16 protein-coding genes are annotated in these 18,906 nt (G+C 74.4%); 6 read left to right on the top strand and 10 right to left on the bottom strand.

Going from position 1 to position 18,906, the window contains the following annotated elements; translation table 11 throughout:
- The first annotated feature begins 13 nt into the window (after positions 1-13).
- From ACIF6L_RS16295 to ACIF6L_RS16280, 4 genes are all read left to right on the top strand, one after another.
- The gene (locus ACIF6L_RS16295; protein WP_359807038.1) at positions 14-1,381 is read left to right on the top strand and encodes a cation:proton antiporter; all 1,368 of its coding nucleotides are present in this window, start codon (positions 14-16) and stop codon (positions 1,379-1,381) included.
- Positions 1,378-1,821 (top strand): type II 3-dehydroquinate dehydratase, encoded by a 444-nt coding sequence (locus ACIF6L_RS16290; RefSeq protein WP_329491280.1) that lies wholly within the window; start codon positions 1,378-1,380, stop codon positions 1,819-1,821. The genes ACIF6L_RS16295 and ACIF6L_RS16290 overlap by 4 nt, the downstream gene beginning before the upstream one ends.
- Before the next feature lie 111 nt (positions 1,822-1,932).
- Positions 1,933-2,625, top strand: coding sequence for an alpha/beta hydrolase (locus ACIF6L_RS16285; protein WP_359807041.1), 693 nt, complete (start codon positions 1,933-1,935; stop codon positions 2,623-2,625).
- 110 nt (positions 2,626-2,735) lie between these two features.
- On the top strand, positions 2,736-3,305 hold the full coding sequence (locus ACIF6L_RS16280) for an SRPBCC domain-containing protein (RefSeq protein ID WP_396487570.1): 570 nt from the start codon (positions 2,736-2,738) through the stop codon (positions 3,303-3,305).
- Between the two features lie 129 nt (positions 3,306-3,434).
- Here the strand turns inward: ACIF6L_RS16280 and ACIF6L_RS16275 are convergent, their stop codons facing one another.
- Together ACIF6L_RS16275 and ACIF6L_RS16270 are read right to left on the bottom strand one after the other, a co-directional pair.
- On the bottom strand, positions 3,435-4,907 hold the full coding sequence (locus ACIF6L_RS16275) for an MFS transporter (protein WP_396487568.1): 1,473 nt from the start codon (positions 4,905-4,907) through the stop codon (positions 3,435-3,437).
- A 192-nt stretch (positions 4,908-5,099) separates the two neighbouring features.
- Entirely contained in the window at positions 5,100-6,479 is a 1,380-nt protein-coding gene (locus tag ACIF6L_RS16270; protein WP_396487566.1) for a DUF6777 domain-containing protein, read from the bottom strand.
- A gap of 202 nt (positions 6,480-6,681) precedes the next feature.
- Here ACIF6L_RS16270 and ACIF6L_RS16265 point away from each other — a divergent pair, with 202 nt between their 5' ends.
- On the top strand, positions 6,682-8,025 hold the full coding sequence (locus tag ACIF6L_RS16265) for a streptophobe family protein (RefSeq protein ID WP_396487564.1): 1,344 nt from the start codon (positions 6,682-6,684) through the stop codon (positions 8,023-8,025).
- An 18-nt stretch (positions 8,026-8,043) separates the two neighbouring features.
- Here the strand turns inward: ACIF6L_RS16265 and ACIF6L_RS16260 are convergent, their stop codons facing one another.
- The 3 genes from ACIF6L_RS16260 to ACIF6L_RS16250 all read right to left on the bottom strand — a co-directional run bounded on the left by ACIF6L_RS16260 (position 8,044) and on the right by ACIF6L_RS16250 (position 12,192).
- On the bottom strand, positions 8,044-9,030 hold the full coding sequence (locus ACIF6L_RS16260) for a serine/threonine-protein kinase (protein ID WP_396487685.1): 987 nt from the start codon (positions 9,028-9,030) through the stop codon (positions 8,044-8,046).
- Between the two features lie 92 nt (positions 9,031-9,122).
- A complete protein-coding gene (locus ACIF6L_RS16255; protein ID WP_396487563.1) occupies positions 9,123-9,731 on the bottom strand; it encodes a hypothetical protein in 609 nt (202 codons plus the stop codon).
- A gap of 94 nt (positions 9,732-9,825) precedes the next feature.
- Complete coding sequence (locus ACIF6L_RS16250; protein ID WP_396487562.1) at positions 9,826-12,192, bottom strand: FHA domain-containing protein; 2,367 nt, start codon at positions 12,190-12,192, stop codon at positions 9,826-9,828.
- A gap of 226 nt (positions 12,193-12,418) precedes the next feature.
- Between ACIF6L_RS16250 and ACIF6L_RS16245 the strand changes: the two genes are divergently transcribed.
- Positions 12,419-13,768: an acyltransferase gene (locus ACIF6L_RS16245; RefSeq protein ID WP_396487560.1), complete on the top strand. Its 1,350-nt coding sequence runs from the start codon at positions 12,419-12,421 to the stop codon at positions 13,766-13,768.
- A 147-nt stretch (positions 13,769-13,915) separates the two neighbouring features.
- Here the strand turns inward: ACIF6L_RS16245 and ACIF6L_RS16240 are convergent, their stop codons facing one another.
- The 5 genes from ACIF6L_RS16240 to ACIF6L_RS16220 form a co-directional block, all read right to left on the bottom strand.
- Positions 13,916-14,707: a DUF3050 domain-containing protein gene (locus ACIF6L_RS16240; protein WP_329491289.1), complete on the bottom strand. Its 792-nt coding sequence runs from the start codon at positions 14,705-14,707 to the stop codon at positions 13,916-13,918.
- Positions 14,708-14,783: 76 nt separating this feature from the next.
- Positions 14,784-15,746 (bottom strand): transketolase C-terminal domain-containing protein, encoded by a 963-nt coding sequence (locus ACIF6L_RS16235; RefSeq protein WP_359807060.1) that lies wholly within the window; start codon positions 15,744-15,746, stop codon positions 14,784-14,786.
- Positions 15,743-16,792, bottom strand: a complete 1,050-nt coding sequence (locus tag ACIF6L_RS16230; RefSeq protein WP_396487557.1) for a thiamine pyrophosphate-dependent dehydrogenase E1 component subunit alpha — start codon at positions 16,790-16,792, stop codon at positions 15,743-15,745. The genes ACIF6L_RS16235 and ACIF6L_RS16230 overlap by 4 nt, the downstream gene beginning before the upstream one ends.
- The gene (locus ACIF6L_RS16225) at positions 16,789-17,703 is read right to left on the bottom strand and encodes a phytanoyl-CoA dioxygenase family protein (RefSeq protein WP_329491292.1); all 915 of its coding nucleotides are present in this window, start codon (positions 17,701-17,703) and stop codon (positions 16,789-16,791) included. Before ACIF6L_RS16225 ends, ACIF6L_RS16230 begins: the two co-directional genes overlap by 4 nt.
- 32 nt (positions 17,704-17,735) lie before the next feature.
- Complete coding sequence (locus ACIF6L_RS16220) at positions 17,736-18,848, bottom strand: VOC family protein (RefSeq protein WP_396487554.1); 1,113 nt, start codon at positions 18,846-18,848, stop codon at positions 17,736-17,738.
- Between the last annotated feature and the right edge of the window lie 58 nt (positions 18,849-18,906).

Genomic DNA, 18,906 nt, shown 5'->3' with positions numbered 1-18,906 from the left:
GGAATGGGTCGACATGCGAACCGCCGCACCCGTGCCGACGATCGGCCAGCACTCGCTCCTGGTGTTCCTCCTCCAGGTCGCCGTGCTGCTCCTCCTGGCACTCGTCCTCGGCCGGCTGGCCCAGCGCTTCAACCTGCCCGCGGTTGCCGGTGAGTTGTGCGCGGGCGTCCTGCTCGGGCCCTCGGTCCTCGAACCGCTGCTGCCGGGCTTCTCCGACTGGCTGCTGCCGCAGAAGCCGGACCAGCTGCACCTGCTGGACGCCGTCGGGCAGCTCGGCGTGCTGCTGCTCGTCGGGGTCACCGGCGCGGAGCTGAAGTTCGCCCTGGTCCGCCGGCGCGGGCTGACCGCGGCCCGGGTCAGCATCGCCGGCCTGCTGCTGCCGCTGGGCCTCGGGATCGGCACCGGCTACCTGCTGCCGCGGTCCTTCCTGCCGAGCGGAGCGGACCCGGCGGTGTTCGCGCTCTTCCTCGGCGTGGCGATGTGCGTCACGGCGATCCCGGTGATCGCCAAGACCCTGCTGGACATGAAGCTGCTGCACCGCGACATCGGCCAGCTCATCCTGGCCGCGGGCGTGGTCGACGACGTGGTGGGCTGGTTCCTGCTCTCCGTCGTCTCGGCGATGGCCACCGCCGGGCTGACCGCCGGGGTGGTCACCACCGCGGTGCTGTACCCGATCGGCGTGGTGGTCTTCGCGCTGGTGGTCGGCCGCCCGCTGGTCGGCCGGGCCCTGCGCGCGGCCGGCCGGTCGGAGGGCCCGATGCCGACGATCGCCACCGCCGTGGTGCTGGTGCTGTTCAGCGCGGCGGCGACGCAGGCGATGCACCTGGAGGCCATCTTCGGCGCCTTCGTCTGCGGTGTGCTGATCGGCACCAGCGGCGAGCTGGACCCGGCGAAGCTGGAGCCGCTGCGGACCACGGTGCTGGCCTTTTTGGCCCCGCTCTTCTTCGCCACCGCCGGCCTGCGGATGGACCTCACCGCGCTGGGCCGCCCGATCGTCCTGGGCGTCGCGGTCGCGGTACTCGCCGTGGCGATCTTCGGCAAGTTCGTGGGGGCCTTCATCGGGGCCAGGCTCAGCCGGCTCAACCGCTGGGAGGCGCTGGCGCTCGGCGCCGGGATGAACTCCCGCGGCGTCGTCGAGGTGATCGTCGCGATGACCGGCCTGCGGCTCGGCGTCCTGAACACCGAGACGTACACCATCATCATCCTCGTCGCGATCGTGACCTCGCTGATGGCACCGCCCATCCTGCGGTACGCGATGACCCGCGCCGAGGAGGTGGCCGGGGCCGAACTCGGCCTGGGCGACCAGCACACCGACCCGGTACAGACCCCCGACCGGGCACCCGGCGCGATCCGCGTCTCCGACCAGCGAGGTGACTCATGACCACGATGCTTCTCCTGAACGGCCCCAACCTCGGGATCCTCGGCCAGCGCGAGCCGGAGATCTACGGCACCGACACGCTGGCCGACATCGAGAAGGCCGTCGCCGAGGAGGTGAGCGGCGTGGGCTGGGAGGTCCGCTCGATCCAGCACGACTCCGAGGGCGACCTCGTCCGGGCCATCCACGAGCACCGGCTCAGCAGCGTCGGCGCGGTGGTCAACCCCGGCGCGCTGATGATCGCCGGGTGGAGCCTGCGCGACGCGCTGGCGAGCTATCCGCAGCCCTGGGTCGAGGTGCACCTGAGCAACGTCTGGGCGCGCGAGCAGTTCCGGCACGAGTCGGTGATCGCCCCGCTGGCCGGCGGTGTGGTGGTCGGGCTCGGCGCCTTCGGCTACCGCCTGGCGGCCCGCGCCCTGGTGCACCTGACCGCCGCCGACCGCTGACGACCCGCCGGGTCGCCGCGGCCGGCCCGCCGCGTACGGCCGCCGGACACCGCCGGGCCGTCAGACACCTCCGGACCGTCCGGACCACGCGTTGAGAGGAAGACCCGGCCCATGAGGCTCAAGCTCCACGAAGTCGGCGACGGCGACAAGGTCGCCCTGCTCGTCCACAGCATCATCTCGTCGTCGGACACCTGGAGCCGGGTGGCGCCCCGGCTGGCCGACCGCGGCTACCGGGTGATCATGCCGGACCTGCGCGGCCACGGCGAGAGCCCGCAGGCCGACTCCTACTCGCCGGAGCTGCTCGCCGCCGACCTGGTGGAGTCGCTGCCGGCCGGCGCCGACCTCGCGATCGGCCACTCCTTCGGCGCCTCGGTGCTCTCGCTGGCGGTGGAGGGGCTGCGCCCGGCCAAGGTGGTCTACAGCGACCCCGCCTGGCGTTTCACCGAGAAGGCGGTCGCGGAGATCCGCGAGTTCGCCCAGTTCACCAAGGTGGCGACCGCCGAGGCCATCCGCCCGATGTTCCCGCGCTGGCAGCCCGAGGACATCGAGGCCGAGCTCGCCGGGTACGCGCGGTGGGACGTCCGGGCCGTCGACTGGCTGGAGAGCTCGCACAGCTACGTACCAGACCGCCCGGTCGTGCCCTCGCTGGTCCAGGGCGCCGGCGACCACCACCTCGTCCCGGACGAGCTGGCCGAGACCCTGCGCGCGAGCGGGTTCGAGGTGCGGTACGTGCCGGACACCGGCCACTGCATCCACCGGGACGACCTGGACGGCTTCCTGGCCTCCCTCGAAGGCTGGATCTGACCCTATGGGCAACGAAAGTTGACGTCCGATCAGGTTGTTCGGCCGGCGACGCGACACGGTCGCCGGCCGAGCGGCCGAACGGTGATCGGCCTGCGTGGTAGTGTCGCCGCGTGAGCTCTGGCCGCCTTGATCACGCACATGAGGGCACTTCTCCGACCGACGGGAAACCGCAGGTCGTCCACGGTTCCTTCACTCTGCAGGTCGGCTTCTCGGCGCCGCCGGAGCAGGTCTTCGCGGCCTTCGCCGAGCCCGCGCTGCGCACCCGCTGGTTCCGCCTCCCCGGCTCCTCGAAGCACGCCACCCACGCGCTGGACTTCCGGGTCGGCGGCAGCGAGGTGGCGACCAACCTGTTCGTCTCCGGGGACATCGAGGAGCGGCTCGAATACCGCTCCCGGTTCCACGACATCGTGCCCGGCGAGCGCATCGTCTACGTGTACGAGGCCCACGTGGACGGCCTGCGCCGCTGGGTCTCCCTGGTGACGCTCGAACTCGCCGCCCAGGGCGCCGGATCCCGGCTCGACTGGACCGAGCAGTACGCGTACCTGGTGCTGAGCGGGGACGGCACCCAGGACACCGCCCACCTCCAGGGCGGCACCCGGCTGATGCTCAACGGACTGTCCGCCGTGGTCGACCCGGAGCGCTACCGGGGCCTGGCGAAGATCCGCCCCGAAGAGTCCTGACTTTCGTCAGTTTCTCGCGAGAGGCGCAGCCGGCACGGGCGGCCCCCTGTCGAGGGGCCGCCCGGACCCCCTGCCGCGCCGGGACCTCGGGCGGCAGCCGGGATCCGCTCGCGCGGGGGCGACGAAGCGTCAGGTGTTCGAGGCGCGCACCGCGGTGAGGGTGGCCGGCTCCGGCTCCGCCGCGCTCGGCGCGGGACGGCGGCGCCGGACGAGGGCGAGGAGGAGGGCGCCCGCGGCCGCGCCGGCGAGGAGGACGATCGCGGCGACCGAGGCCGCGCGGCCTACGGCGTCGGTGAAGGCCTGGGCCACGTCCTGCGGCCGCGGGTTCCGGAGGGCGCCGAGCCGCTCGCCGAAGCGGCTGGTCATCAGGGTGCCGAGGACGCTGGTGCCGAGCACCGCGCCGACCTGGCGGGCGGCGTTGACCGTGCCGGCGGCCGCGCCCTCCTTGCCGCGCGGCACATGGCCGACCGCCAGCGCGGTCGAGGGCGCGCCGGCCAGGCCGCAGCCGAAGCCGAACAGCACCAGCGCCGGGGCGTAGCCGCCGAACCCGTCGGCCGGTTCGACGGTGGCGAACAGGCCGGCGCCCGCCGCCGCCAGCAGCAGCCCGGTGATGATGAGCCGGGCCGCGCCGAACCGTGGCCCGAGGATCCCGGCGACCGCCGAGGCCAGGATGAACATGCCGAATTCCGTGAGGAGTTGGACGCCCACCTGGAGCGCGGTCAGTCCGCGCACCTGCTGCAGCCAGAGCACCTGGAGCATGGCGAGGCCGACGAAGCCGAACAGGACGGTGCCGGCCAGCAGCAGCGCCGCGCTGTACGAGGGGTCGCGCATCAGCCGCAGGTCGAGCAGCGGGTGGGTGCGGCGCAGTTCGACCACGGCGAAGGCGGCGAGCAGGACGGCCGCGCCGAGGGCGGCGGCCAGTGGGGCGCCGCCGAGGTAGCTGTGGTGGCCGCCGTCGATCAGCCAGTAGATGAGCAGGGCGAGCCCGCCGGTGGCGAGGATCTGCCCGGGCCAGTCCAGGCGGACGCCCTCGGCCCGGGACTCGGTCACGCCGAACAGGGCGGCGGCGCCGGCGAGCGCGGCGATCACGGGGCCGAGCCAGAACGCGGTGTGCCAGGTCGACCAGCGCAGCGCCAGCCCGGCCGTGATCGGCCCGAGGGCGAGGCCGAGGCCGGAGGCGGCGGCCCAGGCGGCGATCGCGCCGGCCCGCCGGCGCGGGTCGGGGAAGGCGTCGGTCACCAGGGCGAGCGAGCTGGGGGTGATCAGCGCGCCGCCGAGTCCGGCCACCGCCTGCCCGAGCAGGACGGTGGACAGGCTCCCGGCGAACACCAGGACCACCCCGCCGGCGCCCATCGCGAGCGCGCCCAGCAGGAAGATCCGCCGGCGGCCCCAGCGGTCGGCGAACGCGCCGCCGCCGAGTACGACGGAGGCCACCACCAGGGTGTACATGCTCGGGATCCAGACCAGGTCCGCGGCGTCGAGGCCGAGGTCGGCGCGGACCGCGCCCAGCGTGCCGATGGTCTGGGTGGTCTGGATGAAGACGGTGAAGAGGCCGAGGCAGGCGGCCAGCAGCACGGTCCCGGTGCGGTCAGTGCGCGGCATCCGGCACCTCCGGGGTGCGGGGCGCGGCGGTGCGGGGGGCGGTCACGAGAGCTCCCAAGGGCGTGGGTTTGACATCGCGACTCACTGTAGCGCTGTGCGTTTGATAATCCAACTATGCAGGTGGACGGCGTGACGCAGCGGCGGGGCGCCCGGTGGATCCGAGGCGCCCCGCCGCTGCGGAGGAGTGGTCGGTCAGCTGGGCGTGCTGCCCGAGGCACCGGGGCACGGCGGGAGGGTCGAGGGCGCGACGGTCGCACAGGTCGCGGTGGCCACCGTCGGCCCGGACGCCGTCGCCGAGTTCGCGGACGCCGTCGCCGTGGAGGGCGTCACGCTGGCGGTGGACGGGCCGGGCGGCGAGGACGAGGTGGGGCCGGCGGACTTGGTCGACGACGAGGCCGACGCCGAACCCGTGCTCGCCGAGGACGACGGGCCGGAGGACGGCCCGGACGGCGTGCCCGAGGAGCTGGAGGCCGAGGCCGACCCGGTCGACGGACCGGTCGAGCCCGAGGTCGAGCCGGAGGTCGAGGGCGAGCCCGAACCCGAGGTGGAGCCCGACATCGACGCCGACGGGGAGACCGGCTTCATCGGAGCGGCCGGCGGGATGCCCGGCACCAGGACCTCCGGCGGCTGGACCGTCTTGTCCACCACCTTGATCTGCCCGGTCACCCGGGCGAACCAGCCACCGGTGGTGATGTCCACCAGGACGAGCTCCGTCACCGGCTTCGGCGCCGCCACCACGATGACCAGCGAGGACGGCTGGAAGCCGGTCCACGACTTGCCGGTGTACTTGGCGTCGCTCACCAGCTCCGGCGGCTTCAGCGGGTTCCCGCAGCTGCAGCGCACCCGCGGTACGCCCTGCGCGTCGACCAGGACGGCGGTACCGGCCTGCAGCACCGACTGGTAGGCGACCGACGCCCCGCCCTTGTAGCTGTGGTTGGTGACCCGGGTGTCCACCCGCAGGTAGGCGGAGGTCAGCGAGCGCAGATAGCCCGGGATGGCGGACTGCTCGATCCCCTGGGCGGCCGCCCAGGCCCGGCCGGTGTCCCCGGTCGACGTCATGGAGATCAGCCGTTCGACGTCGCAGGCCGGCTTGGACTTCTCACCGGCGTAGAGCCCGGCCGAGGAGCCCTGCACGGTGCGGATGCCGCTCGGCGAGGCCGCGGCGGTGTTCTTCGTGGCGCCGCCCGGACTGCCCGGGGCCGACGCGGGAGAGGAGACCGCGGTGGTCTCGACCGACTGGGTGAACGGCGCCGGTCCCGGATCGCCCGGAGTCTGCAGCGCCACCTCGTTCGCGGCCGGGATGGCATCGCTGGGGGTACCGCTCCCGCCGCCGCTGTTGACGATCAGCACCGTCGCCAGCACGGCCAGCGCCGCGGTGCCCCCGGCCAGCGCCAGCTTCGTGCGGGACCGCCACCACGGCGTCGGACGCCCGCCCGGCCCACCGGCCGAGGAGCCGCCCGGCCCGGACGGGGGAACGGACGGCGGTCCCGGCGGGCCGCTGGACGGCGGCCCGGAGAGCGGGCCGGACGGCGGGCCGGACGGGGGCCCGGAGAGGGGCGGTTGGGAACTCATCGAGGCTCCGTTTCGCGGGCGGCCGGCGAAACGACCGGCACAGAAGGCTCCTGCCACTGGCTTCCATTTCTGCCCCCGCCCGGCAACCGCCGCAACAGCACGCCACCGCCGGCTTGCCGTGCGCACACAGCGCGCGCGGCCCGGTCCTGGGTGACGCTGGACTCAGACGCGAGGGGGGCACCCGAGTCCACCAGGAGCCCGCATGCCCCAGGAGCCCCCCACCACGGCGCCCGGCCCGCCCGGCGTTCTGCGCGGTTGGCTGGACGCGTCGGCGGTCGTCCTCGCCGGGATCGCCGCGATGGCGGCGGTGGCCGCCCTCGGCCTCTGGGCCGCCGGCGCCGGCTCCCTGCCGGGCGGCGGCTTCCCGTACGTCCTGGCCGGTGCGCTGGCGCTCGCCGTCGGGGGCTCCGTGCAGCTCGACGGCGGGGCGGGCTTCTTCGCCCAGGTGGACGCCGGGATCACCGCGATGCCGCTGACCGTCGGACTGGTCGGCGCCCTGGTGATGGCGGAGGTCTTCCTGCGCCAGCTGCGCTTCCGGGCGGTCGCCGGCGGCGCCGAACTGCTCGGCCGGGTGGCCCGGACGGCGGCCGTCTGGGTGGTGGCCCTGGTGCTGATCACCCTCGCCGCCCGGCACACCTTCGTCGTCCCGCTCGGCGACGACCTCGTCCAGGACCTCGGCGGCGCCCTCGGCCTGACCCCCGAGATCGGCTTCCACGCGGAGCCGCTGAGCACCATCGGCCTCGGGCTGCTCTGGCTGCTGGTGGTCCTGGCGGCCACCTTCGCGGTCTCCCGCCGGGCGCCGCTGCCGCGCGGCCTGGTGCCGTTCCAGCAGGCCGTCCGGCCGGCCGCGTTCGCGATGCTGCTGGTGCTGCTCACCTGTGTGGTGCTCGGCCTGGTGGCGGGGCTCGTCACCGCCGTCGTGCACGGCGACGCCCGGGCGACGCTGGCCCTGCTCCTGCTGGCGCTGCCCAACCTGGTCTGGCTCGCCCTCGGGCTGGGGATGGGCGCCGAGTGGCACGGCCACCTGGTCGGGGCGATCGGGCTGCCCGTGCCGGAGTCGCTGTCCGAGGTGCTGCGCGCACCCGAGGGCAAGTCGGCCACCATCAGTCTCAGCACCCTCGCGGAGCAGGACGGCCGGGTCTGGTGGCTGCTGCCGCTGACGGCCGTGCTGCTGCTGGCGGCCGGCTTCCTCACCGCCTACCGCTCCCCGCGCGGGGTCCGGCTCTGGCAGCACGCCGTCCGGCTGGGCGCGGCCGCGGCCGTGACGATGCTGCTGGTGGGCGTCTGGTCCCGGGTCTCCGCCGACTACGGCCTCTCGGTGCTCGGGGTCGGCGCCGGGGACGGCGGGCTGGGCGACCTCCTCGGCTCCGTGCTCGGCGACACCAACCCGGTCGCGGGCCTCGGCGGCGGCTCGCTCGTGCTCGACCCGAAGCTCTGGCTGCTGGTGCCGCTGGCGGCGGGCTGGGGCCTGGTCGCCGGCCTGCTCGGCGGTCTGCTGGCGGCCCACCGGAGCAGGCGCGGCGAGATCGCGGCGGATGGCGGCTGACGGCCGGGACCGCGCGCCTCAGCGTCCCCGGGGGTGGACGACCGGCGTCGCCCAGTCCGGCGGCTCGGGCACCGGGGGCGAGACGTACGGCCCGCCCGCGCCGCCGCCGTACGCCGGGAGCACGTGGGTGGCCGGTCCGTCCGCCAGCCACGGGGTGGCGGGGCCGGGCGCCTCGGCGGTGGCGGCGCGCAGCTCGGCGACGAACTGCAGGCAGCTGGCGTACCGCTGCTCGGGTGATTTGGCGAGTGCCCGGGCCACCACGGCGTCCACCTCGGCGGACAGGTCCGGGCGGTGGTCCCGCAGCGTCGGCGGCGGGTCGTTGAGGTGGGCCCAGAGCAGCGCGAGATCGCTCTCCCGGCGGAACGGCGGCGTCCCGGTCAGCATCTCGAACACCACACAGCCCAGGCTGTACTGGTCGCAGCGGCCGTCCAGCGGCCGTCCGGAGATCTGCTCGGGCGCCGCGTAGTCCAGGGTGCCGACGATCTGCCCGACGGTGGTCAGGCCGCTGAGCGAGAGCGACTTCTTGGTGAGGCCGAAGTCGGCCAGGTACAGGTGCTCCGGGTGTTCGCTGTCCGTGCCCGCGGCGACCAGCACGTTGCCCGGCTTGACGTCCCGGTGGACCAGGTCCTGGTCGTGCGCGGCGTCCAGCGCGGAGCCGATCTGCAGGGCCAGCCGGGCCGCCCGGCCGACCGTGAACGCGCCGCCCCGGTTCATCAGCTCGCGCAGGTCGCCGCCGTGCACGAAGCGCATCGCGATGAACAGGATCCCGTCCGTCTCGCCCGCCTCGAACACCGGGATGATGTGCGGGTGGTCGATCGCGGCGGCGGCCTCCGACTCGTGGATGAACCGCTGGCGGAACACCTCGTTGCGGGCGAGCTCCGGCGCCAGCAGCTTCACCGCGACCGTCCGGCCCAGCCGCAGGTCCTTGGCCCGGTACACGACGGCCATGCCGCCCCGGCCGATCTCGGCCTCCAGCCGGTAGCCGGCCACCCGCCGCCCGACCATGCCGGACGGCAGACCGGGGACCTCCTCGGTGTGCGAGCCGGACGGCGGCGGCGGTTCGGTGGGCTCACCGCTGCCCGACTCCTCCGGGGGGATCACGGCTCACCCGTCCGGGTCGGCTCGTACCCGGTGGGGGCTCGGCCGGGCGCGGGCGAGGGCGTCGGGCCGGGCGCGGGCGGGGGCGAGGCGGCCGGGCGCGGGGTCGCGGCCGGGGAGGCGTTCGGCCGCCCGGGCGCCGCGTAGGTCTGCAGCTGGAGGCCGTCGCAGTAGCACCAGCGGTCGTGCACCGGGTCGAACAGCCAGAGCGCCTCGCCGTCGACGACCAGCCCGATCCGCAGGCCGCGGGCCCGGTCCCGGAAGGTCTCCAGATCGGCGCTGCCGGCCGCGAGGTCCTCCAGCAGCGCCCGGTAGCGGGCCAGCGCGCCCTCGGCCTCGGCCAGCGCCGGGCGGGGGTCGGCGGTCCGGGCCGGCGGGCCGGTGGCGTCCGGCGGCGCCGTCGGGAGGTTGATCAGCAGCCGGCCGTCCACCCAGGTGGTCCAGCCGTTGGAACAGAGCACGTGCCCCCAGTCGCCCTGCCGGGCGATCAGCTGGACCGGCAGCAGCGGGTCCAGCCGGGCGGCCGGCTGCGCCGGGTCGGGGGCCGTCCAGGTGGCCATCCCGTCCGGCGGGGCGACATGGGTCGGGCGGAACGCGAATTCGTCCATGGGCTCCGTCCATCGGAGGCGTTCACTTCTGCGTGATCACTTCCAGCTGATCACCTGCGTCCTGCACACCCGCGTCCCGGTCGCGCGCATCCGATCACTTCCGCATGATCGAGGGCTCCTGCCGGCGCAGCAGTGCCAGCACGGCGCCGCCCAGCACCACCGAGAGGCCCACCAGGATGCCCAGGCACCGCAGCCAGCGGGTGCGGTCGGGGCGGAACAGCGGGTCCGCGGTGATCGCGGTCGGGAAGACCGTGTGCAGGTCGACGGTCTGGGCCATGGCGGCCAGACCCCAGCGCGACGGCACCAGCCAGGCGAACTGCTCCAGGCCGGGCACTCCGTGCAGCTTCAGCATGGCGCCGCTGAAGACGATCTGCACCACCGAGAGGAGCACCAGCATCGGCATGGTGGCCTCCTCCTTGCGGACCAGCGCGGAGACCAGCAGGCCGAGCATCATGGCCGAGAAGGAGAGCATCGCGACGGCCAGGATCAGCTCGGCGAGCGGCGGCAGCACGACGCCGCTGTGCACCGTCACCCCGTTGGGCAGCGTCGGGCTGAGGTCCACCCCGGCCAGGCCGACCGTGGTCAGCACGGCCGCCTGGGCCACCGTGACGGTGCCGAGCACCACCACCTTGGAGACCAGGTACGCCGATCTGGAGAGCCCGACCACCCGTTCCCGCTGGTAGATCGGCCGTTCCTTGACGATCTCGCGCACCGCGTTGGCGGAGCCGGTGAGCAGCCCGCCGATGCACAGGGTGAGCACCACGTTGATGGCGTTGTCGGGGGAGATCCGGGAGCCGGCCATCGCCCGGCACATCACGCCGATGATGAACGGCAGGGCGATCATCACGGTGAGGAAGAGCCGGTCGGCGGCCAGCACCGCGGTGTAGCGGCGGACCAGGGTGCCCAGCTGGGAGAACCAGCCCTGCGGCTTCTCCCGTCCGATCGGGCTGCCGCCGACCGCGGCCGGGCGCCCGGCGGGGACGCCCGGCACCGCGCCGGCGGCGACGTACCGCTGGTACTGCGGGGACGCCAGGAACCTGCGCTGCCAGGCGGCGTGGTCTTCGCTCTCGAAGGCCTCGAAGGCCTCGGGCCACTCGGAGTAGCCGAAGAACTCCAGGGCCTCGCCGGGCGGCCCGTAGTAGGCGGTCCGCCCGCCCGGGGCCAGCACCAGCAGCCGGTCGCAGACGGACAGGCTCAGGACGCTGTGGGTGACCACCACGACGGTGCGGCCGTCGTCGGCGAGGCCGCGCAGCATCGTCATCACCGAGCGTTCCATGCCCGGGTCCAGCCCGGAGGTCGGCTCGTCGAGGAAGAGCAGGGAGGGCTTGGTCAGCAGCTCCAGGGCGACGCTGACGCGCTTGCGCTGGCCGCCGGAGAGGCTGGAGATCACCAGGTCGGCCCGGCTGTCCAGGCCGAGTTCGTGGATCACCTCGTCGACCCGGGCCTCGCGCTCGGCCTTGGTGGTGTCCCCGGGGAAGCGCAGTTCGGCCGCGTAGGAGAGCGCGCGGCGGACGGTGAGCTGGGTGTGCAGGATGTCGTCCTGCGGCACCAGGCCGATCCGGCGGCGCAGTTCCGCGTAGTCGCGGTACAGGTCGCGGCCGTCGTAGAGGACGGTGCCCTCGTCGGCCGGGCGCAGCCCGGTGAGGGCGTTGAGCAGGGTGGACTTGCCGGCGCCGCTGGGCCCGGCCACCGCGAGCAGGGCCTTCTCGGCGAGCGGGAAGCCGACGCCGTCCAGCAGCACCCGGCGGTCGGGGCCGACCCGGACCACCAGGCCCTGGACGTCCAGCGAGATCTCGCCGGTGTCGGTGTACTCGACCAGCTCGTCGCCGGACAGGCAGAGCGCGAAGTGGCCGATGCCGACGATGTCGGCCGGTCCGACCGGGGCCCGGACCACCGGGCGGCCGTTGAGGTAGGTGCCGTTGTGGCTGGAGAGGTCGACGATCTCGTGCCCGCCGTCGGGGAGGGTGCGCAGCTCGGCGTGGTGGCGCGAGACCACCAGGTCGTCCAGGACGAGGTCGTTGTCGTCGGCCCGGCCGATCCGCACCGTCCGGCCCGGGAGCCGGATGATCGCGCTGGGCTGCCGGAAGACGCCGGAGGCCTGCGGGGCGATCAGCGACGGCCGCTCGCGGCCGGCCGGCGCGGGCAGCCCGGCGAAGGTCGCGGAGGGGCCGTCGGCGGGGTTGCCGAACCGCAGCCGGGTGCCGGGGCCGACGTCCTGGTGGTCGATCCGGCGGCCGTCGGTGAAGGTGCCGTTGGTGCTGCCGACGTCGTCCAGCAGCCAGTGGCCGTCACTGGTGTGCAGGACGGCGTGGTGCCAGGAGACCCGCGGGTCGTCGATGACGATCTCGCTGGTCGGGTCGCGGCCGACGTGGTACGACCGGCCGGGATCGATCAGCTGCGAGTCCCGGTCGGTGACGAGGACCAGAGGCGGCGCGACGGGCGCGCCTGCGCGCTCTCCCATGGTTCGGATTCTAGTCCGGCCGGGGCGGCCCGGCGTTCCCGGCGGGGCTCCGGGGGCGCTCCTGCCCTTGACCAGCCCGAGTCAATTGGACTGGACCACTGGATCGGAAGCGGACCGCTGCCCTATCGTTTGCCCCATCGTCCGGAGCGTCTGCCACGCCGTCCGGAGCGTCTGCCCGCCGCCCGGAGCGCTCCGGGCGGCCCCCCGCGAGCCCCTGGATGGACCGATGAGCCTCTGGCCGCAGTTGCGCGATTCCCGGCTGGTCCGGGCCGGCCGGGCCCCGGGGACCCGCCTGCGCTGCGGGCTGATGGACACCATGCTGGCCGACCTCTCGGTCTCGGTGGTCCTCTTCTTCGAACAGACCCTGGACGAGGACCGGCTCGCCGCCGGCCTCGCCCGGGCACTGGCGCAGGTCCCGGTGTTCGCCGGGCGGCTGCGCACCGACGGCGACGAACTGACCGCCGTCTGCGACGACTCCGGTGTACCGATGGACAGTTACGACGTCGACGGCACGCTGGCGGAGGCGATGGGCCGGGTCACCTCGGCCGGCGCCGCGCTGGTCGACCCGGTGGACGCCCCGGCCGCCCGGGCCGGCGGCGTCCCGCTGCTCACCGTCCGGATCACCCGGCCCTCGGCCGGCGGCACGGTGCTGGGCTGCTCCTGGCACCACGCGATCGGTGACCTGCAGAGCTTCATGCTGCTGATGCGGGCCTGGTCTGCCGCGGTGGAGGGCGAGGAGCTGCCCGAGGCCGAACTGGTCGAGGACCAGGACGCGTTGCTCGGCAAGGTGCTGCCCGCCGAGGACTGCGGGCGGCCCGGGTTCCGACTGCCCGGCCCGGCCGAGGCCGCCGTGCTGGCCGCTGTGGTGGCGGCCGGGCCGCGCGCCAACCGGACCGTCCAGCTGTACTTCGGTGAGGCCGAACTCGCCCGGATGCGCGAGGAGTTCAGCACGACAGCAGGGCGAAGACTCTCCTCCGGCGACGTGCTCTGCGCCCATGTCGTCAGTACGGTGCGGGAGTTGGACGAGGACGGCGAGACCCGCTGGCTCACCGTCCCGGTCAACGCACGCCGCCCGCTCGGTCTGCCGCCGACCCTGGTCGGCAACCTGCTGGGAGACGTCCACCTGCCCCACGCGGCGCAGGACGGCCCGGCGGCCCTCGCGGCCGCCCTGCGCGAGGCGCTGGAGGGCTTCGCCGACGGGCACCTCAACCTCCGCTCCAATCTGGCCTTCCTGGAGGCGATCGGGCGGTCCCGGCTGCGCGACTGCGTGCCGCTCGGCTTCGACCCGGAGCACCGCCGGTTCAGCTTCTCCAACTGGAGCCGGTTCGGCGCCTACCGGATCGCCTTCCAGGGCCACCGGCCGGTGTTCTTCAGCCCGGCCGCCAACTACCCGCTGCCGTGGGTCTCCTGGACGGTGGAGGGGTTCCACGGGGCCGGATCGCTCACCACGGCGGTGCTCCCGGCCCGGTTGGCCGCCCGGCTGCGCAGCGCCGAGGGGCGGGCGGCACTGCACCGCCACCGCGACCCGGCCGACGTGCTGCCCGAGCTGGCCACCACCCTCGCGAAGGTGCTCTGACCGGGTCGGGCCGCCGCGTAACGGCGACGCCGACGAGGGGGTGGGCCGTCGGGCCCACCCCCTCGCGTCGGTCCGGGGCTCCGGAGGCCCGGAGGGCACCAAGGCGGTGCGTGCCCTCCCGTGCCCTCCGGTCCGTCCCGGTGCCGGTCAGGCCGGGAAGGCCTCCTCGATCGCCGTCCAGAGCCGCACCCGGGCGCTGAGCGCGAGCCGGACGGTCTCCGCGCAGGCCGCCCACTTGGCGTCGTCGTCGCCGCAGAGGTCGATCAGCATCTGCATCGCCATCGGGGTGTGCTGCTCGCCGTCCACCTCGATGTGCCGGGCCAGGTAGTCCTTGAACACGGTGAGCGCGCCGTCCGGGTCGTCGATGCTGATGACCTGGGCGAACATGTCGGGGATGAGGTCCTCGCGGCCGAAGGCGAACGCGGCCGCGCGGCAGTGCACCGGCGCGTTCTCGATGATCTCCCAGGTGGTCGCGGTGAAGTCCACGGCGGCCTGCGGCACCCCGGCGGTCTTCAGTGCCTCGGGCACCGGGGTGCCCGCGCGCAGCAGCTCCAGGAAGGCCTCGACCGGTGCCGGGTCGGCGCCGGCCTGCCGCATGCCCTCGACGTACAGCTCGAAGTGGCTGGTGAAGCCCTCGCCGAGCTCGTCGCTCTCCTCCACCAGCACGATGTCGTTGATCAGCCGGCGGCTGGCGGTCGGGCCGTTCGGGACCCACGGCACGTCGACGCAGGTCAGCTCGCGCTGCAGGCTCTTCAGCAGCGACATGAAGTCCCACACGGCGAAGACGTGCCGGTCCAGGAAGGTGCGCACGTGCCCGATGCTGGTCAGTCCGCCGTAGACGGTGTGGCCGACGACCTCGCGGCGCAGCGGGTCGATGGCCTCCTGGAGACCGGTCAGGCCGGGGTGCGAACGGTCCCAGTGGTAACGGCTGGTGGACATGTGGAGCTCCTTCACGGGGGGAACGGGATTCTGCCACGAGGGGTGCGCGCCGGACAGGGGGCGCGCACCCCTCGGGTTACTTCATGACGGCGCGCAGCGCGTGCCGCAGCTGCTCCCGGCCGGGCTGGAGGGCGCGGTCGAGGGCGGGGGCGAACGGCAGGACGGCGCCGTCGGGGCGGGTGACGCGGCGGGGCGGGGCGATCAGCCGCATCTCCTCGGCGGCGGTGGCCAGCACCTCGGCGCCGATGCCGCAGCTGCGGTTGGAGTCGTCGACGACTACCAGCCGGCCGGTGCGCTCCAACGAGGCGGCCAGCGCCGTCCAGTCGAAGGGGTGCAGCGTACGGGGGTCGAGCACCTCGACCGAGATCTCGTCGGCGAGCTCCTCCGCGACCGCCAGCGCGTCGTGCACCAGGTGGCCGACGGCGACCAGGGTGACGTCGGTGCCGGTGCGGTGGACGCGCGCCGAGCCGAGCGGGATCGGCTCCAGCGCCCAGGTGACGGTCTCGCGCACGGCCAGCGCGGCGGCCGGCGCGAACACCACCACCGGGTCCGGGTCGCGCACGGCCGAGCGGAGCAGGCCGTACGCGTCGGTCGGCGTGGCGGGCACCACCGTCTTCACCCCGGCGTGCGCGAACAGGCTGTAGGGATGGTCGGAGTGCTGGCCCGCCCAGCCGTCCCGGGAGCCGGATCCGGGGACCACGCAGGTCAGCGGGACACTGGCCTGGCCGCCGGTCATCAGGGAGAACTTGTGCGCCTGGTTGACGAGTTGCTCGAAGACGAGGAACAGCAGCGAGGGGATCTGGAACTCGATCACCGGCCGTCGGCCGCTCAGCGCCGCGCCGATCGCCATCGCCGTGAAGGCCTGTTCGGAGAGCGGGGTGTCGACGATCCGCCCGGGCCCGAAGCGGTCGAGCAGCCCGAGGGTCGGACCGGCCAGGCCGGCGCCGATGTCCTCGCCGAACACGCAGACCGCGGGGTCCTCGGCCAACTCGTCGGCCAGTGCCCGGTTCAGCGCCTTGGTGTAGGAGAGTCTGGTCATCCCGTCGCTCCCGCCCGCGGCCGCCGTCCGTCGGCGTACAGATAGTCCAACGCGCCCTCCAGGTCGGGCAGTTCGGAGGCGAGCGCGAATTGCTCGGCGGCCGCCAGCTCGGCCGCCACCGAGGCGTCGAGCTCGGCGGCGCGTACCTCGCCGATCGCGGCCGCGGCGCGCGGCAGCGGGTCGCGGGCCCGCCAGTCGGCCACCTCCTCCGGCGTGCGGTAGCGCAGCTTCATCCGGCGTTCCATGGTGTGGTGGCCCTCGAAGCGGTAGGTGCGGCACTCCAGGAAGCCCGGGCCGCCGCCGGACCGGGCCCGGGCGACGGCCTCCTCGGCCGCGGCCCGGACGGCCTCGGTGTCCATCCCGTCGACGGTGACGGCGGGGATGCCGAAGGCGGCCGCCCGGCCGACCGCGCTGCCCGCGACCGCGGTGGCGGCCGGCAGGGTGGTGGCGTAGCCGTTGTTCTCGCAGACGAAGACCACCGGCAGCCGCCACATCGCGGCCAGGTTGAACGACTCCAGCAGGACGCCCTGGTTGAGCGCGCCGTCACCGAAGAAGGAGACCGCCACCCGGTCGTCGCCGGCCTGCCGGGCCGCCCAGGCGGCGCCGACCGCGATCGGCGCACCGGCGCCGACGATGCCGTTGGCGCCCAGGATGCCCAGCGAGAGGTCGGCGGCGTGCATGGAGCCGCCCCGGCCCCGGTTCAACCCGTCGACCCGGCCCGCCAGTTCGGCGAGCAGCCGGCGGGGGTCGACACCCCGGGCGAGCACGTGGCCGTGCCCGCGGTGGGTGGAGGTGAGCCGGTCGCCCGGGCCCAGCGCGGCGCAGACGCCGACCGCCACGGCCTCCTGGCCGATGTAGGGGTGGATGCCGCCGGTGATCACCCCGGACTTCACCAGGGTGAGCGCCTGCTCCTCGAAGCCGCGGATCAGCCGCAGCATCCGGTACCGCTGCTCGGGGGTGCCCAGCGGCGCGGGCCCGGCGGCGCCCGGCCGGGGGACCGGGCCCGCCGGGGCCACCATGGTGGCGGTGCCGCCGACCGCCGTCACGGGGTGCCCCGCCAGAGGGTCGGGCAGATGTCCGGGTCGGCGTAGTCCGGCCGGCCGTCGGCGGTGCGGCGGACCACCACGTCGTGGTTGTAGACCACCGTGCCGCCGTCCGGCCTGAGGTGGTGGCGGTACTCGTTCCCGCCGTCCTGGAGGTGCAGCGAGACGGCGCGGCGCGGTGCGTCGGACAGGTTGGCACCGCTGCCGTGGTAGGTCCGGCAGTGGTGGAAGCTGACGTGTCCGCGCGGGATCTCGATCGGGACCTTGCGCACCTGCTGCCCGTTGTGGTGCGCGTTGGCGGCCAGGATCGACTCCAGTTCGGAGCGGTCGCGGTGGGCGAAGTGCCGGGTGGAGTCCTCGCCGGAGTCCAGCTCGCGCCAGCGGTGGCTGCCGTCGATCATGGTGATCGTGCCGTTCTCCACCCCGCAGTCGTGGAACGGCAGGAAGGCCGTGAGCATCCGGTCGGAACTGGACGTCTGCCAGTAGTGCTTGTCGAAGTGCCAGGGCACCTGGTTGGTCGGCTCCTCGGGCACCGGCGGCTTGTAGATCAGCGTCGCCTGGAAGACCCGGATCTCCTCGGCCTCGGCCAGCAGCGCGGCGACGGCGCCCAGCAGCGGCTTGCGCAGGATCGCGCCGATGGCGTCGCTCTCGTAGTGCACGTAGTCGTTGTGCCGCTGGACCGGGCCGTGCTCCGGCGTCCAGGCAGCGAGGTTCGGCGGGCGGACGGCGAGTTCGCGGTCGCGGTGGCCCTCGTAGTACTTCTCGGTGGCGGCCTGCAGGGTGTCCAGCTCCTCGTCGCTGAACAGCCGGCGGGAGAGGTACCAGCCGTGTTCGAGGTAGCCCGCCACCTCCTCGGGGGTGGGCAGCAGTGCGCGCTCGGCCTCGGTGAGCCGGAACTCGGGTGCGGTGGTCATGCGGGGGCCTCCTTCTGCGGGGCGGGGGTTGCTCAGACGGAGGCGGTGGCGTTCGTCCGCTCGACGGCCTCGTACAGGGCCTTGATGTTCGCGGTGCCGAAGGTGCCCGCACCCTGGCGCTCGATCAGTTCCAGGAAGTAGGTCCGGCGCGGGTGGGTCGAGCGCAGGAAGATCTGGAAGAGCTGCCCGCCGTGGTCCTGGTCGACCAGCACGTCGAGTTCGCGCAGCGTGTCGACCGGGATGGCCGTCCCGCCGAGCCGCTCGGCCAGCGCGTCGTAGTAGGCGCCCGGGGTGGTGAGGAACTCCACCCCGCGGTCGCGGATGGTGCGCACGGCGGTGGCGATGTCGCCGGTGCGGAAGGCCAGGTGCTGGACGCCCGCGCCCTCGTTGTCGGCCAGGAAGGTGTCGATCTGGCCGGGCCGGCGGGAGGTGTCGGGCTCGATCAGGGTGAAGGTGACCTCGCCGGAGGCGCTCTGCACCACACTGGAGTCCATCGCCTGCTCGCCGACCTCGATGTACTCGCCGAAGATCCGGTGGAGGCCGAGCGCGGCCTCGCAGAACCGCACGGCGGGGGCGAGTTCGCCGGCCGGGACGCAGATCGCGGCGTGGTCGAGGGCGTCCAGCAGGGCGCCGGGGGCGGGCTCCGCCGCCGGGCCGGAGGCCGCCCCGGCGGCGGTGTCGGGGACGAACCGCAGGGCGACGTCGCCGAAGCCCGCCACCAGGCCGCCGGCCCGGTCCAGGACGCGGGCGCCGTGCCGCTCGGCTCGCTCCAGCGAGGCCTGCGGGTCGGTGCAGCCGAGCGCGATCACCCCGACGCCGTCGCCGTGCACGGCGACGAACCGGGCGACCGGGTGGGCGGGGTCGGCGGCGGAGACGAGGTGCAGCCGGATGTCGCCCTGGCGCAGCCGGACGGTGCGTACGCCGTCCGGCCCGGCGGCCGGCCCCCCGGGCGCCTGCTCCGCCGACGTCCGGGCATCGGGCGTGCGGGCTTCGGGCGTGCGGGCTTCGGGCGTGCGGGCTTCGGGCGTCCGGGCGTCGGGCGTGCGTTCATCGGGCACGAAGCCGAAGTCGGCACGGAGGCCGGCCGCGGTCTTGTCGGCGTCCGCGCAGTGGAACTCGACATGGGTGATGGACTGGATGGACAACGGGTGCTCCCCGGGGGTGGCGAATGATGGGTGGCCGGGGCACCGCGCCGGGCCGGGT

This window comes from Kitasatospora sp. NPDC086009 (genome assembly GCF_044540385.1).
Taxonomy (GTDB): domain Bacteria; phylum Actinomycetota; class Actinomycetes; order Streptomycetales; family Streptomycetaceae; genus Kitasatospora.
Note: the sequence above shows the minus strand (reverse complement) of the source record. Positions and strands in the feature narration are given on the sequence as shown.